This is a genomic window from Mesorhizobium sp. M2A.F.Ca.ET.043.02.1.1 (assembly GCF_003952405.1).
GTDB lineage: Bacteria > Pseudomonadota > Alphaproteobacteria > Rhizobiales > Rhizobiaceae > Mesorhizobium.
Genome location: NZ_CP034445.1, coordinates 2,221,793 through 2,234,446, shown reverse-complemented (window position 1 = coordinate 2,234,446; position 12,654 = coordinate 2,221,793). Strand labels below are relative to the sequence as shown.

At 63.2% G+C, this 12,654-nt stretch carries 17 protein-coding genes; 9 read left to right on the top strand and 8 right to left on the bottom strand.

Going from position 1 to position 12,654, the window contains the following annotated elements; genetic code table 11:
* Positions 1–88 precede the first annotated feature (88 nt).
* Complete coding sequence (locus tag EJ068_RS10625) at positions 89–1,711, top strand: CHASE domain-containing protein (protein ID WP_127252208.1); 1,623 nt, start codon at positions 89–91, stop codon at positions 1,709–1,711.
* 83 nt (positions 1,712–1,794) lie between these two features.
* Here EJ068_RS10625 and EJ068_RS10620 read toward each other — a convergent pair whose 3' ends face one another.
* The 6 genes from EJ068_RS10620 to EJ068_RS10595 all read right to left on the bottom strand — a co-directional run bounded on the left by EJ068_RS10620 (position 1,795) and on the right by EJ068_RS10595 (position 5,258).
* Positions 1,795–2,040, bottom strand: a complete 246-nt coding sequence (locus tag EJ068_RS10620) for a YMGG-like glycine zipper-containing protein (protein WP_027166589.1) — start codon at positions 2,038–2,040, stop codon at positions 1,795–1,797.
* A gap of 84 nt (positions 2,041–2,124) precedes the next feature.
* On the bottom strand, positions 2,125–2,451 hold the full coding sequence (locus tag EJ068_RS10615) for a hypothetical protein (protein WP_127252207.1): 327 nt from the start codon (positions 2,449–2,451) through the stop codon (positions 2,125–2,127).
* A 176-nt stretch (positions 2,452–2,627) separates the two neighbouring features.
* On the bottom strand, positions 2,628–2,849 hold the full coding sequence (locus EJ068_RS10610; protein WP_127252206.1) for a hypothetical protein: 222 nt from the start codon (positions 2,847–2,849) through the stop codon (positions 2,628–2,630).
* An 88-nt stretch (positions 2,850–2,937) separates the two neighbouring features.
* Positions 2,938–3,969 carry a sensor histidine kinase gene (locus EJ068_RS10605; RefSeq protein ID WP_126080877.1) on the bottom strand — a complete coding sequence of 344 codons (1,032 nt, stop codon included), beginning with the start codon at positions 3,967–3,969 and terminating at the stop codon, positions 2,938–2,940.
* A 155-nt stretch (positions 3,970–4,124) separates the two neighbouring features.
* Complete coding sequence (locus EJ068_RS10600; RefSeq protein ID WP_018429836.1) at positions 4,125–4,289, bottom strand: DUF1328 domain-containing protein; 165 nt, start codon at positions 4,287–4,289, stop codon at positions 4,125–4,127.
* A 174-nt stretch (positions 4,290–4,463) separates the two neighbouring features.
* Complete coding sequence (locus EJ068_RS10595; RefSeq protein WP_126080878.1) at positions 4,464–5,258, bottom strand: response regulator; 795 nt, start codon at positions 5,256–5,258, stop codon at positions 4,464–4,466.
* A gap of 218 nt (positions 5,259–5,476) precedes the next feature.
* Between EJ068_RS10595 and EJ068_RS10590 the strand changes: the two genes are divergently transcribed.
* The 3 genes from EJ068_RS10590 (at position 5,477) to EJ068_RS10580 (ending at position 7,309) form a co-directional block, all read left to right on the top strand.
* Positions 5,477–5,680 (top strand): NepR family anti-sigma factor, encoded by a 204-nt coding sequence (locus tag EJ068_RS10590; RefSeq protein ID WP_042641626.1) that lies wholly within the window; start codon positions 5,477–5,479, stop codon positions 5,678–5,680.
* A 3-nt stretch (positions 5,681–5,683) separates the two neighbouring features.
* Positions 5,684–6,235, top strand: a complete 552-nt coding sequence (locus tag EJ068_RS10585) for an RNA polymerase sigma factor (RefSeq protein ID WP_027166584.1) — start codon at positions 5,684–5,686, stop codon at positions 6,233–6,235.
* Between the two features lie 138 nt (positions 6,236–6,373).
* Positions 6,374–7,309, top strand: coding sequence for a DMT family transporter (locus EJ068_RS10580; RefSeq protein ID WP_127252205.1), 936 nt, complete (start codon positions 6,374–6,376; stop codon positions 7,307–7,309).
* A gap of 46 nt (positions 7,310–7,355) precedes the next feature.
* Here EJ068_RS10580 and EJ068_RS10575 read toward each other — a convergent pair whose 3' ends face one another.
* The gene (locus tag EJ068_RS10575) at positions 7,356–7,736 is read right to left on the bottom strand and encodes a response regulator (protein ID WP_126080880.1); all 381 of its coding nucleotides are present in this window, start codon (positions 7,734–7,736) and stop codon (positions 7,356–7,358) included.
* A gap of 164 nt (positions 7,737–7,900) precedes the next feature.
* On the opposite strand from EJ068_RS10575, the gene EJ068_RS10570 reads away from it, so the two are divergent.
* The 4 genes from EJ068_RS10570 to EJ068_RS10555 all read left to right on the top strand — a co-directional run bounded on the left by EJ068_RS10570 (position 7,901) and on the right by EJ068_RS10555 (position 10,095).
* Entirely contained in the window at positions 7,901–8,662 is a 762-nt protein-coding gene (locus EJ068_RS10570; RefSeq protein ID WP_127252204.1) for a Crp/Fnr family transcriptional regulator, read from the top strand.
* A gap of 221 nt (positions 8,663–8,883) precedes the next feature.
* Complete coding sequence (locus EJ068_RS10565) at positions 8,884–9,210, top strand: DUF883 C-terminal domain-containing protein (RefSeq protein WP_126080881.1); 327 nt, start codon at positions 8,884–8,886, stop codon at positions 9,208–9,210.
* Between the two features lie 6 nt (positions 9,211–9,216).
* Positions 9,217–9,681 carry a phage holin family protein gene (locus EJ068_RS10560; protein ID WP_126080882.1) on the top strand — a complete coding sequence of 155 codons (465 nt, stop codon included), beginning with the start codon at positions 9,217–9,219 and terminating at the stop codon, positions 9,679–9,681.
* 192 nt (positions 9,682–9,873) lie between these two features.
* Positions 9,874–10,095, top strand: coding sequence for a hypothetical protein (locus EJ068_RS10555; protein WP_127386266.1), 222 nt, complete (start codon positions 9,874–9,876; stop codon positions 10,093–10,095).
* 13 nt (positions 10,096–10,108) lie between these two features.
* Here EJ068_RS10555 and EJ068_RS10550 read toward each other — a convergent pair whose 3' ends face one another.
* Positions 10,109–11,029 carry a diacylglycerol kinase family protein gene (locus tag EJ068_RS10550; protein WP_127252513.1) on the bottom strand — a complete coding sequence of 307 codons (921 nt, stop codon included), beginning with the start codon at positions 11,027–11,029 and terminating at the stop codon, positions 10,109–10,111.
* Between the two features lie 240 nt (positions 11,030–11,269).
* Here EJ068_RS10550 and EJ068_RS10545 point away from each other — a divergent pair, with 240 nt between their 5' ends.
* On the top strand, positions 11,270–12,631 hold the full coding sequence (locus EJ068_RS10545; protein WP_127252514.1) for a PRC-barrel domain-containing protein: 1,362 nt from the start codon (positions 11,270–11,272) through the stop codon (positions 12,629–12,631).
* The last annotated feature ends 23 nt before the right edge of the window (positions 12,632–12,654 follow it).

The window sequence follows — 12,654 nt, the reverse complement described above, 5'->3', positions numbered from 1 at the left end:
GCCACGGTGATGATTTGACCGCGCCATTGTGTTGACGCGGAGACTTGCCCATAAGGATCGTAGACCGTCCACGGGCCACATCGTTGATTTGAAGAAGCTCTTTCCGATCGTTGCCTTTGTCGCCGTCGCGCTGATCAGCCTGACGATGGCCGGGTTCGCCTATTTCGCGACGCAGGAGGCGGCGCGGATCAAGTTCGAGGGCACTGCCGACGACGCGCTGAGCCGCATCGAGAGCCGGATCGACCTGCATCTGTCGCTGCTGCGTTCGACGCAGGCGCTGTTCGATGCCCGCAACGGCGACATCACGCGCGGCGAATTCAACGCCTTCTTCACCGCGCTGAACATCGATGACAACTTCGCGGGCCTGCGCGGCATAGGCTTCCTCAGGCTCGCCAAAGCCGGCGACGAGGCCGCGGTCGAACGCGATATCCTGCGCGACCATGGGTCGGCCCACCCGATCTACCCTGCGACGACCCAGCAGTGGCGCACGCCGATCGTGCTGTTCGAGCCGCTCGACACGTCCAACCAGTCGATCATCGGATTCGACATGTTCAGCGAGCCGGTGCGGCGCGAGGCGATCGAAAAGGCGATGGCCGACGACCAGCAGCATGCGAGCGGCCTGGTCCAGCTCGGCCAGGGCGCCGGCGTGGCGCAGACGTTCACGGGTTTCCTGGTTTTCGTGCGGCTGAACGTCGAAACCGCCCCGGACGTGATCAATGCAAGCCGCTCCTCGACGGCCGGCCTTCTCTACGCTGCCTTCCGCGCGCAGGACCTGTTCCAGGTCGCGCTCAGCCGCGCGCCGCTGCTGCCCGTCAATGTCGAGGTCTATGACGGCAAGCCCGAGGCCGGCAATCTTTTGTTCCGGTCGGAAGCGCCGCCGGCGGAACGCATCGGGGCGAAGCTTCTGGCGCGCCGCGATATCGTTGTTGCCGGTCGGCCCTGGACGCTGCTGTTCAGGCCGACAAGCGCCTTCGAGCTACCATCCTCGCGCGCCATTCCGGTTATGCTCGGGCTGTTCGGCCTGCTGCTTGCAGGTGCCATCGCCCTGGTGGCGCGCTATCAGGAGCGTGCCTATGACGCCAAATCGGCGCTGCACGAGGCGACGGAAAAGAGCCTGCTGGAGAAGGACCTGATCCTTCAGGAGATGAAGCATCGCATCAAGAATTCGATCACCCGTGTGCTGGCGATCGCGCGGCAGACGGCTTCGCAAGCCACCGACGTCAAGGAGTTCTCGGCATCGTTCTCGGCGCGCCTCCAGGCCATGGCCGCATCGCAGGATATGCTCACCCGCTCGCGCTGGCAGAAGGCCGATCTCGGCGACCTGCTGCGTATCGAGCTGGGGCAGGTATTCGGCAAAGACCTCCCGGAAGGTGTGCTGTCCGGGCCGCAAGTGTTGCTCGACGAGACGACGACTCAGGCGCTGGGGCTGACCTTCCACGAACTCGCCACCAACGCGCTGAAATATGGCGAGGCCGGCAACTCGGTGGGCGCCCTCAAGGTCGACTGGAACGTGAAAGGGCGCGGCCGCGAGCGGACGCTTACCCTGAATTGGCGCGAAGCGGGTCAGAAGAAACTGGAGGCGCCGGCTAAGACCGGCTTCGGCACCAAGCTGATAGACCTCAATGTCACGCGCGAGTTGCGCGGCACGATCGCGCGCGACTATCGGGACGACGGATTGAAGGTGGAAATCAGGATACCGCTGGCGGAGTGAGCGGCCAAAATGGCCCCGCGCTGGTGTACGAATCAGCGGGTCGGAACCGAGGCCGGCCAGCGGCCTCCGGTCCCTTTCCGGTATCAGTTGCAGCGAGCCGTGTAGATCCGGCCGCGATGATCGCGGTACTGGCAATAGCCGTTGCGCAGGTTACGAACCAGGAGGCCCGACCCGGCACCGACCGCCGCGCCGATCAGCGCACCCTTGCCGCCGCCGACCAGGCCACCCACGCCGGCGCCAATCAGGCCACCGCCCACGACATCCTGCTCGGTCGTGGTGCAGCCGCTGACAGCGACAACGGCAACCATGGCAATAATCATCTTCCGCATTGAAATGCTCCTCACTTTTGTCCTCACTTTTCGGCAGTGCCAGCCGCCATTTAGCATGAAAAAACGGGCTTTGCCTGCCCGATCTTACTGTTGTTTAAGATAGTCTTTTTCGGGGCGCGCGCTGTTCGACGCGACAAGCATGCCGGAAACCTCCAAAGACGCGACCAGCGTGCCGTCGGGCCGCACGTTCCAGGCGATCTGATCGTAATCATCTTCCAGGGCCGGATCGACGGTAAGGCACTTGCCGACGATGTGCGGGGCCTGGCCCTGCAGGTCGCCGAGGGCGAAGGGCCGTTCGGCCGTACAGGCCTGCTCGGTCTCGAAGACGCTGACTGGCACCTGGAGTTCGCGACAATCGGTCATTGTGCTCGAGCAACCGACGACGAAGAGCAGTGCGGCGATGTGTTCCATGGCTCCAAACCTCTCGCCGCAAACAACGATTCTCGGCGAGCGAAAGTTCCGGGGCCGGGTTCAAAGCGTAGTGTCGAAGGGAATCAGACGACGCGCAACAAGTCCTGTTCCTTATGGACGTTTACCCAAAGCCGCCGCGCAGCTCTGATCGACATGCCAGCTGCCGCATGCAGGGATCAGAACAATTGCCAGACGGCAGTCAGGGCCACGGCGGCGAGAAGCGCGACCGCGCCAAGCCGGAGCGAAAGACGGGATGATCGCGGCGCCGGCTGAGGCTCGGCCTCCTGGAAGCCGCTCATCGAGACACGGGCGGCCTGCTCCAGCTTGTTCATATCGGCAACAATCTTTTCAGTCTCCCAGATCGCGCGCCGGGAGGCGCGGATGGGTTTCCGGCGCATCGCCAGCCGGCGACTCAGGATCGGACTTTATGGTGAACAGGGGGGGTTAAGCGCCTTCGCCTGCGAAGCCTGGCGCCATAGGGCGCAATCAATCCGTCTCGAAATTTCCATGCGGGACGGTGAGGCGGTATTCCATACGGTCCTTGCCGATTTCGAGCGTCGCGGAGCCGTTCAGCGACATCGGCACGACGCGCTCCAGCGCCACGCTGCCGAAGCGCTTCTCATTGCGCGGCGCGTCGCCGACCGCCTCCGTCCAGGTCAGCAAAAGGCTGGGCGAGCTTCCGCTTTCGGGTTCAAGCCTTGCGCTCACTTCGACATGGCCGTCAGCTCGCGACAGCGCGCCGTAGCTCACCGAGTTCACAGCCAATTCGTGCATCGCCAAGCCGATATGCAGGGCGGCATTGGGGTTAAGATAGGGATTGTCGCCCGCGAACCGCAGGCTCCGGGCCAGATCGGCGCTGTAGCGGCCGACCTGGCCGGATACGAGTTCCTGCAGCGCCGCTCCCCGCCAGTTGGAGGATGTGACCAGATCCTGCGAGGACGCGAGCGATTGCAGCCGGCCGCGAAACCGCGCCAGGAACTCACCGAGCGTCTCCGCGTAGCGTCCTGTCTGTGTGGCGATGCTCTGGATGATGGCCAGGAGGTTTTTCGATCGGTGACTGACTTCGCGCAGCAATGCCTTCAGCGTCTGCTCGCGACGTTTCTGCTCCGTCGTTTCCACCATGGTGGTGACGACGCCGAGGACTTCGCCGGCGTCGCCGCGGTCGGCATCGACCCAAAGCTGGAACCAACGGACGCCCTGGCTTCCTGGAATGCTGAGCTCGAGCTGGTCGGCGTTGCCGGATTCGATCACCTTGAGCTTGACGGCGCTTATACGTTCGGCCTGCGTCGGCGAAAGCTGGTCCTTGCCGTCGGCGGTTTCGGAGGCCCACGGCGCGCCCATGTTGCGCGCCCAGACCGTTTTCATCTGCCGATCCTGATAAAGAACCGAGATTCCGGCATTGTGCAGGGCATGAAGCAAGGCTCGCCCCACCTGCATCCCGCTTTCGGCGGGATGCATCGCGATCACCTCGCCGTCACGCCTTTCAGTCCTGTCCTTGGTGGGATCCTCGGGAGGCATCGGAACATCCCCGCACTCGGTCCTTGAACGGTTTCAATCCGCAACTGGTTCCGACGCCGCAGGCTCTCCAAAACGGTCCGCCGGACGGCGCTCTTTCGAGACGCCGCCCGGCGGTGGCTGGAAACCGTTTGAGGGGTGCGGCTTCCAGTGTCGCGTCAGGCTCTCCTGAAGAGGCCCGCGATGAGCGAAATCACCAGGAAGGCGAGGAAGATGAAGAACAGGATTTGCGCGATGCCAGCCGACGTGCCGGCGATGCCGCCGAACCCAAGCGCGCCGGCGATGATCGCAACTACGAGAAATACGAGCGCCCAGTACAGCATGATGCGTCTCCTTGTTATGTCGGGAAAAGAACGTGGGTCGGTGCCGTTTGTTCCACCATTTGCTGAAAAAGACGATCCCCTTTGAAGGGACTTTTCAGATCGCAAAAAGATGAGCGTCATGCGAGGCGCGAAGGCCCCGCATGACGCTCAAAACGGTCCAGCATTCGGAGCGGATCAGGCGGCGGCCTTGGCCTGCCGGTCGAAGAACAGGGCCTGGCTGATCAGAGCCTTGACCATGTCGGGATTGAAAGGCTTCGTGACCAGGAAGGCCGGCTCAGGGCGTTCGCCGGTCAGCAGGCGTTCCGGGAAGGCGGTGATGAAGATCACCGGCACCGGTGTCGACGACAAGATCTCGTTGACGGCCTCGATGCCAGAGCTGCCGTCGGCGAGCTGTATGTCGGCCAGTACCATTTTCGGCCGCGTCTTGCCGAACATGGCCACTGCCTCGGCATGTGTACGTGCCGTGCCGACGACCCGGTGGCCGAGGCTTTCGACCATCTCCTCGATGTCCATGGCAATCAGCGGCTCGTCCTCGATGATCAGCACATCGGTCGCGACCTGTCGCGAAATCTCGCTGCTTGCCTGCGCAAGCAACTCCGAGAACTCGTCGTCGTCGACGTCGAGAACCTCCGCGGCCTCGTCCTCGCTGAAACCCTCCACGGCGACAAGAAGGAAAGCCTGCCTCGGCAAGGGCGCGATCGCGTTCAGATTGGCGGCCGCCCGCTGCTCCCAGGCTGTCTGGGCCTGCTCCTGCGGCACGCGGATGGCAACTGAGGTGAAGAGCCTGGCAAAGACCTTATATATCGCAATACGGTCGCTGGAGGCTTCGGGGAAGATATTGGTGTCGGCGATGATGGCTTCCAGCATCGCGGCGACCAGCGCGTCACCGCTTTCCTGCGATCCGGACACCGCGCGCGAGAAGCGGCGCAGGAACGGAAGATGCGGAGCGATGGTTGCGGACAAACTCATTATTTACGTCTCCCTCAGATGACGTTGCACGTTCAAGGCCATGCTGTTGCCAGCCCCTGGAAAACCAACGCCGGCTTCCGGAAAAAGTTCCGCCGGCCATGGAACTAAATTAGCAGGCCTGCGTTTCGGGGTCTCGGGTTGGGCAACCAGACGAGGGTTCCGCTTGCGTTGTGGTTTGAAGTCGAAGAGCGGTTCCGGTGCTGGAAACTAGGGCTAACATGAAAGAAATGTCAAAAAAACAGATGGCTGATGCCAAGAGCAGGCATCGGAACGGGGATGGCAACCCGCTTGGAGCAAACTCCGAAATTGCCCGCAAGCTCAAGCAATATTACGACGAGCTGGTCTCGGATCATGTGCCGGACCGTTTCGCTCAGTTGCTCAGCCAGCTGGAACAGACCGAACCTGCCCAGAAAAAGGACTGAGGCATGGCGGCGGTATCCCAGAGCTTCAAGACCGAGCTGCTCGGTGCGATCCCGAGCTTGCGTGCTTTTGCGGTGTCGCTGACGCAGAATGCCGACCGGGCCGACGACCTCGTCCAGGAGACGCTGGTCAAGGCGTGGGACAAGCATGAGAGTTTCCAGCCGGGCACCAATCTCAAGGCCTGGCTGTTCACCATCCTGCGCAACGAATTCTATTCGCAGATGCGCAAGCGCGGCCGCGAAGTGCAGGACAGCGACGGCATCATGACCGCCAGGCTTGCCGTCCATCCGGCCCAGCACGGTCAGCTCGACCTCAAGGATTTCCGCGGCGCGCTCGAGCAACTGCCCGAGGACCAGCGCGAAGCCATCATCCTGATCGGCGCTTCCGGCTTTTCCTACGAGGAAGCCGCCGAAATCTGCGGCTGCGCGGTCGGCACGATCAAGAGCCGGGTCAGCCGGGCGCGCACCAGGCTGCAGGAGATCCTCAAGATTTCCGGCGAGGACGAGTTCGGACCCGACGCGATCTCGGCGCAAGTGACAGGCTCGAACGCGGCCTGATTTTCGGGGCGCGGAGCGCCGCCTGGCGTCCCTAAGTGCGATACCGGCCATTTCGGCGGGCGTGATCGGCTCGCCGAGCTCGGTATTCACGAGGACTTGCTTGTCAGGTCAGGCCGCAGTTCTATTCTATTCGGCGGTATGGAAACAGTATCTGCAGCATCGGTCTTCCGCCTCCAACTGCCCTTGGACGGGCTGCGGCCGCTCGGTCCGCGAGCCAGGGCGGCCGCCCTTGCCGTGGGGGCCGTGCTTTTCTGGGCGACATGGCCGACACTGGCCACGCTGGCGAGCCCCGCGCCTCCGTTCCTGGTCTTTGGGCTGGCTGCGGCCGTAGGCTTTGTCGCCGCGCTTTTCATGGCGTTCATACGTAGGCGCACCGCCTCCTTCGTCGCCACGCCGTTCCGCACGGTCCTTCTGGTCAGCGTCGGCCTGCTCGTCAACAATGTCCTTTATCTCTTCGCCATGCCCAGGATCGGGCCGGCGGAGGCGAATGTCGTCGCTTATCTGTGGCCGGTGATGCTGGTGCTCATCATGGCCCGGAAGCGGCGTGAACGGCTCGGCCCGTCGCGCCTGGGCAGCATTGTCCTCGGCTTCGTCGGCGCGGTGGTTGCGATCGGCCCCAGCTTTGCGCTCGGCTTCGACCTTTTTGGCGTGTTCCTGGCATTTTTGAGCGGCCTTACCTTCGCCATCTATGCCGCGGTCCGCTCGGATGGTCGGGAGGCCGAGGACGTCATCGGGCCGTCAATGGGAATTCTGGCGGTGCTTGCGCTGGCCTTGCACTTCGGTTTCGAGGCGCCGATCAGCCTTTCCCCATCCCAGCTGCTGGCGATCGCAGCCATAGGGATCGTTCCGTTGACGCTTTCCAACGCGCTTTGGGATCGGGCGACCAGGACAGGCCATACCGCGCTGATCTCGGCAATCGCCTATGCGACGCCGTTGGCCGCGTTGTCCCTGCTCGCGCTGCTCGGCGTCGGTGATGTTTCTTATTGGGTTGCCGCCGGCGCCGTGCTGATCGTCATCGGGGCGCTTGGCGCATCCGGAAGCTGCGGAAGGATCCCCGGTTCGCGCAAGCCGTAGCGAAGGTGAACGGGCAGCCTGTAGGGCGGCTTCGGCGAACCCTGCGTCAGGCCGAGGGGACCCGGCCGCAGGCCATGGCCACGGCTTCGATCAGATCCTCGCCCGAGTAAGGCTTGGTCACCAGGCGGATGTCGGGGAACGAACCCCGGATTTCCTCCGGATCCGAATAGCCGGAGGCGAATACGAACGGCACGCCCTCGCTGCGCAGCCGGGCGGCGAAATCCAAGGTCGAGACGCCGCCGAGCATAAGGTCGACAACCGCCGCGTCGAATCGCGCGGACAGCGCTTGCCCGTCGATCTCGACGATCTCCCGGGCGATCGTCACCTCCGCCGCGCCATGGTCGCGGCAAAGCTGCTCGACATCCATCGCGATCAGGAACTCGTCTTCCAGGACGAGGATACGCAGTCCGTCAAGCAGTGCTGGCACTTATCGGTTTCTCCTGGCAGGACCGCACTGATGCGCGGAATTTGTTGGCATGTCATTTAAAAAAGACATGGCTAAAAGCACAGGCGTGGAAGCCTGCGGAACCCCTGCCGGTCTCAGGCGTTTTTCTGCGCCCGCAAGGGCAGGGATTTCGAAGAGGGGTCGAAATGTCCAGCCAAAGCGCACGTCCGATCGCCAGCCGTCAATATCGTTGCGAAAAGTGCCCATTGCGGCCTCTGCCTGCATTCCGCGAGTTCGACAAGCAGGAACTGTCATTCATCAACACCTTCAAGCGCGGTGAGCTTGCCGTCGACAAGGGGGCGACGGTGCTGGTCGAAGGCAGCCACAGCGCCCATCTCTACACGGTGCTGTCGGGTTGGGCTTTCCGCTACAAGCTGTTGCCCGACGGGCGGCGGCAGATCCTCAATTTTTCCATGCCCGGGGACCTCATCGGCCTGCAGGGCAGCCTGATGGGCGAGATGCAGCATTCCGTCGAAGCCCTGTCGCCGATGCTGCTTTGCGTCTTCGAACGCGAGCAGTTGCAGGAACTCTACCGCAATCACCCCGGCCTTGCCTACGACATAACCTGGATCGCTTCGCGCGAGGAGCGAATGCTGGACGAGAACCTGCTCAGCATCGGCCGTCGCACCGCGCTCGAGCGCGCCGCCTATCTTATCGCCTTCATCGCCAGTCGGGCTCGTGGCGCCGGCCTCAACGGCAAGACGCCGGTGCAGATCCCGATCACGCAACAGCACGTCGCCGACACGCTTGGCCTCTCGCTTGTTCACACCAACAAGACGATCCGCAAGCTGATGGACCGCGAATTGGTCCTGTGGCGGGATGGTGGCTGTGAAGTGATCGACTATGATGGGCTGAAGAAGCTGGCCCGCTGGGAAGGGCTGGGGGAGGACCGCAGGCCGCTGATCTAGGGCGTGTTCAGATTCAGGTGAGGCCGGCCTGCAAATGGTAGCTTCCTGCGCTTCCGGTGCTCACGTACTTTAAGTACGCTCCGCTCCGGTTCTCGGAAGCCACCATTTTCGACTCGGCCTGACCTGAATCTGAAGACGCCCTAGGGTGCTGTGAGAGGCCAGACCCGGAACCATGGTGCAGAACGGGCGTTGAAACCAACGCAAACGCAAGGAGTTAGAGAATGGCAAGCGCCGCAGGCAAATCCGCAACGGACCAAGCAACCACCGCCGATCTCGAAGCCGATATCGAGCAGTTGAAGGCGGATATTCAGAAACTCACCGAGCAACTGGCCAGGACGGGCCAGCACGGCTACGGCGCCGCGCGGCGCGCCGCCGCGGACGGCGTCGAACAGCTGCGCGCGCAAGGCGAAGCCGCGTTCGAGAGCATGCGAGGAAGCGCCGAGGACATTGAGGCACAACTGATCGCCAAAGTCCGTGAGAAGCCGGTGACGTCGCTGGCGATCGCCGCGGGCGTCGGTTTCCTCTTCGCTCTTCTTTCCCGCCGCTAGCCTCAGATGGGGACGCTTGTCTCGCTGATCTCAGCCCTTGCCTCGGGCGAGGCAATGGCTGCTTTGCAAAGGGCGCGGATAACCGCCATCCTTTATGGGCTTGCCGCCATCTTCGCCCTCTGCGGCGTCGGCTTCCTCATCGGCGCCGTCTATATCTGGCTGGCGGCGCGCTACGGGCCGTTGGCGACCAGCCTGGGGTTCGGCATCGGGTTCCTGGTGATTGCCGGGCTGATCATCGTCATCCACAAGCTGACCGCCAGCGCGCGCGGCAAACGCCGCGCGCGACGGCGACAGGCCGACATGACGGCGGTGGGTGTTACCGCCGCGCTTGCCCTGCTTCCGGCGCTTGCCAGGAGCAAGGGCGGGCTGGCAGCCATTGCGGCGCCCGCCCTGGCGGTCGTCGCCTACGCCATCTATCGGGAGAACACCAGGCCCCCGCCGCCCAGGCAAGGTCCGGACGATCTGCATTAGGCTGTCGAGGTCTCCAGCGTGGCGGGCTGCTTGGGCATGACTATCGCGGCTGGCTTGCTGGCGAGCTTCGAACGCCTGCCGCAGGCTCATTCGTCCAATGATCTCCCGCTCGGAACCTTCACGGCAAGGTCTCGTTACCCGATCGTGCCGTGCCCGAAACGCTTGGCCAGACACGCAACATGGAGGCCAATCATGACCAAGATCGTTCCTGAAGACAAAGCCCGCCAGGGGCGCTGGGGTTGGCACGCTTTAAGGATTCTCGTAGGCGGCCTGTTGCTGGCCTTCATTGCGTGGGGCGCGGTGGAGATTTACGGGGAATTGATAAAGTCGCCGGCTTCCGGCGAGCAGCATGTGCCGCAGCCGCCTGGCACCGAGCAGGGCGCCGCTCCAGGCCAATCGACCGCAAAACCTTGAAGCAGCGCCGTCTTCAAGCTGCCTTTGCGCTGACGCCGCTCGACGGAACAAGCACGTTCAACGCGCCGGGGTGGATCTCGATCGTGGTTTCGCGCTCGAGCCTGATCAGTTCGCCGTCGAGGACGGCGCTGAATTTCCTGGCGGGCGAGAGGACCTTCAGGACAACCTTGCCGGCCTGATGAACTTCGACATGGGCACTTTGGCGCAGCCGGCCGCGCAGCATGTCCAGCAGCAGCTTTGCCAGATGGTGACGCCGGCGCGCGACGCTGACATAGATGCCGAGCACGCCGCCGGCCGGGTTGTCGGCATAAGGCAGGTGGCCCTCGCCGAACAGGTTGTTGGAAATGCCGATGCCGGTCGTGCGCGTCACGATCTCCGCCTTGCCGATGCTCAGGCTCACTTTCAGCGCCGGTGGATTCTTGATCGCCGCCCAGGCGGCGCGCACGGAGGCCTGCATCTTTCCAAGGCGCGAGCCGAAATCCATTTTCTCGCGCAACTGGACCATCTTGGCATGCATGCCAATCGAGAACTGATGCACGAAAGGCTGGCCATTGGCGCTCGCCATGTCGACGGCGATCACCTCGCCATCGGCAAAGGACCGCAGCGCTGCCTCCAGTGTCTGCGGAATGCCCAGGCCGCGCGCGAAGAGGTTCATCGTCCCCGCAGGTAAAATAGCCAGCGCCTTCTTCTTGTTCATGAGAAGGGACGCCGCGGTCGAGATCGTGCCGTCGCCGCCACCGGCGAGGATCACGTCGATGTTGCGCCTGGCGATGGCCTTCTCCAGCGCGGTAGCGACATCCCGGCCGGCGACGATGTCGATCTCGACCGAATGTCCCGCCGCTTCAAGCGTCTGACGCAACTGTCCGGAGAAAGCTTCCATGTCGACGGTGCGGAGCGCGCCGCCGTCATGATTAAGCACCGCAGCAAACCGCATATCCGCTCCGTATTCGGTTCAAGCCGCCTTGAGCCGTCAGACCTCAGCCGAAGGCTGGAACGAGGATGCGGCCGCAAAGGTTCCAGCGTAGGTTTGGCAACCCAGACGCTCGTGAACGTGTCTTGGAACAACACCCCGGTCACAACGTTGTGAACCTGTCGACACTGCCGCTCCCGACCCGCCGTCCAGAGGCTGACCGGGTGAGCAGCATGCACAAATCAGGCACGAGGAGAGACCATCATGATCCGCACTCTTTTTGCGACCACCGCGATCGCTACACTGCTCGCAACCGGCGCCCTTGCGCAGACGACAACCGCTCCGGCGCAACAGGCCCCTGCCGCCGAAACCACGGCTCCGGTGCCGCGCGCCGACGGCGCGCTGATGTCCAATATCATCGGCGAGTCTGTCTACAATGGCACCGGCGACGACGCCCAGAACATCGGCAAGGTCGATGATGTCGTCTTCGATTCCAGCGGCAAGGCCAAATCCGCCATCATCGGGGTCGGCGGTTTTCTCGGCGTCGGCAAGAAAGACGTCGCCTTCGACTACGCGAAGCTGGAATGGGCCGAGAAGAATGGCGACCGCTGGCTGGTCGCCAAATCGACCAAGGATGAGTTGAACGCGCTGCCGGCATTCGATCGCAAGCCTTATGACCCGGCGCCGGCGCAGACGACCGATGCCACGCAGCCCGCCAACAACACGACAGCACAGGCTCCGGCGGCCGCACCGGCCGAGCCGGTGAAGAAGGCCGAGGGCAACATCGCGTCCAACATCATGGGCGAGTCGGTCTATAACGGCACCGCGGACGACGCCCAGAAGATCGGCGACGTCAACGACATCGTTCTTGCCAAGGACGGCAAGGCTGAATCCCTCGTGATCGGCGTGGGGGGCTTCCTCGGCATTGGTGAGAAGAACGTCGCCTATGACTTCGCCAAGGCAAAATGGGCCGAGAAAAATGGCGACCGCTGGCTGGTGGCCGAGACCACCAAGGAGGAGTTGCAGGCGCAGCCCGACTTCAACCGCAAGGCCTATGACCCGGCGCCGGGCACGACCACGGCCGCGAACAACGCTCCCGCGGCGACCACGCCCGCGGTGGTGTCTTCGGACACGACCTCCGACAAGGGGGCCAAGCCGGCAGAGCCCGCCCAGTCGACGGCAGAGAACAAGCCCGCGGCGCCGGCGGCCCAGAGCACTGCTGAGAACAAGCCCGCCGACAATGGCACCGCCGCAACCGACCAGACCAAGACCTCGTCCATCGACAAGTCGACGCTGACCGAAATGCCCATGGGCAATATCAGGGTCGATGATCTGAAGGGTACGACGGTCTATGGCGCCAACGACGCCGAGATCGGTTCCATCGGCGACGTCGTGCTGACGCCCGAAAACAAGCCGGACGCGGTCATCGTCGAGGTCGGCGGCTTCCTCGGCATCGGCGCCAAGGAGGTGGCGGTCGGCATGGACAAGCTCAAATTCATGACCGACAAAAACGGCAAGAAATATCTCTACACCAACTTCACCAAGGAACAGCTGCAGGCGCAGACGGCCTATGACAAGAGCAGTTATGCCGCCAATCGCGACCAGCAGCGGATGATGCTGAAGTAAGGGAATAGGGCAGTAGGGCAGTA

Bases quoted from the DNA above. Each gene is read 5' to 3' on its own strand.
- EJ068_RS10585 (WP_027166584.1), top strand. From the start codon at position 5,684: ATGGCGGCGGTATCCCAGAGCTTCAAGACCGAGCTGCTCGGTGCGATC.
- EJ068_RS10570 (WP_127252204.1), top strand. From the start codon at position 7,901: ATGTCCAGCCAAAGCGCACGTCCGATCGCCAGCCGTCAATATCGTTGC.
- EJ068_RS10565 (WP_126080881.1), top strand. From the start codon at position 8,884: ATGGCAAGCGCCGCAGGCAAATCCGCAACGGACCAAGCAACCACCGCC.
- EJ068_RS10590 (WP_042641626.1), top strand. From the start codon at position 5,477: ATGAAAGAAATGTCAAAAAAACAGATGGCTGATGCCAAGAGCAGGCAT.
- EJ068_RS10545 (WP_127252514.1), top strand. From the start codon at position 11,270: ATGATCCGCACTCTTTTTGCGACCACCGCGATCGCTACACTGCTCGCA.
- EJ068_RS10580 (WP_127252205.1), top strand. From the start codon at position 6,374: ATGGAAACAGTATCTGCAGCATCGGTCTTCCGCCTCCAACTGCCCTTG.
- EJ068_RS10620 (WP_027166589.1), bottom strand. From the start codon at position 2,040: ATGCGGAAGATGATTATTGCCATGGTTGCCGTTGTCGCTGTCAGCGGC.
- EJ068_RS10550 (WP_127252513.1), bottom strand. From the start codon at position 11,029: ATGCGGTTTGCTGCGGTGCTTAATCATGACGGCGGCGCGCTCCGCACC.
- EJ068_RS10615 (WP_127252207.1), bottom strand. From the start codon at position 2,451: ATGGAACACATCGCCGCACTGCTCTTCGTCGTCGGTTGCTCGAGCACA.
- EJ068_RS10560 (WP_126080882.1), top strand. From the start codon at position 9,217: ATGGGGACGCTTGTCTCGCTGATCTCAGCCCTTGCCTCGGGCGAGGCA.
- EJ068_RS10555 (WP_127386266.1), top strand. From the start codon at position 9,874: ATGACCAAGATCGTTCCTGAAGACAAAGCCCGCCAGGGGCGCTGGGGT.
- EJ068_RS10605 (WP_126080877.1), bottom strand. From the start codon at position 3,969: ATGCCTCCCGAGGATCCCACCAAGGACAGGACTGAAAGGCGTGACGGC.
- EJ068_RS10600 (WP_018429836.1), bottom strand. From the start codon at position 4,289: ATGCTGTACTGGGCGCTCGTATTTCTCGTAGTTGCGATCATCGCCGGC.
- EJ068_RS10595 (WP_126080878.1), bottom strand. From the start codon at position 5,258: ATGAGTTTGTCCGCAACCATCGCTCCGCATCTTCCGTTCCTGCGCCGC.
- EJ068_RS10610 (WP_127252206.1), bottom strand. From the start codon at position 2,849: ATGCGCCGGAAACCCATCCGCGCCTCCCGGCGCGCGATCTGGGAGACT.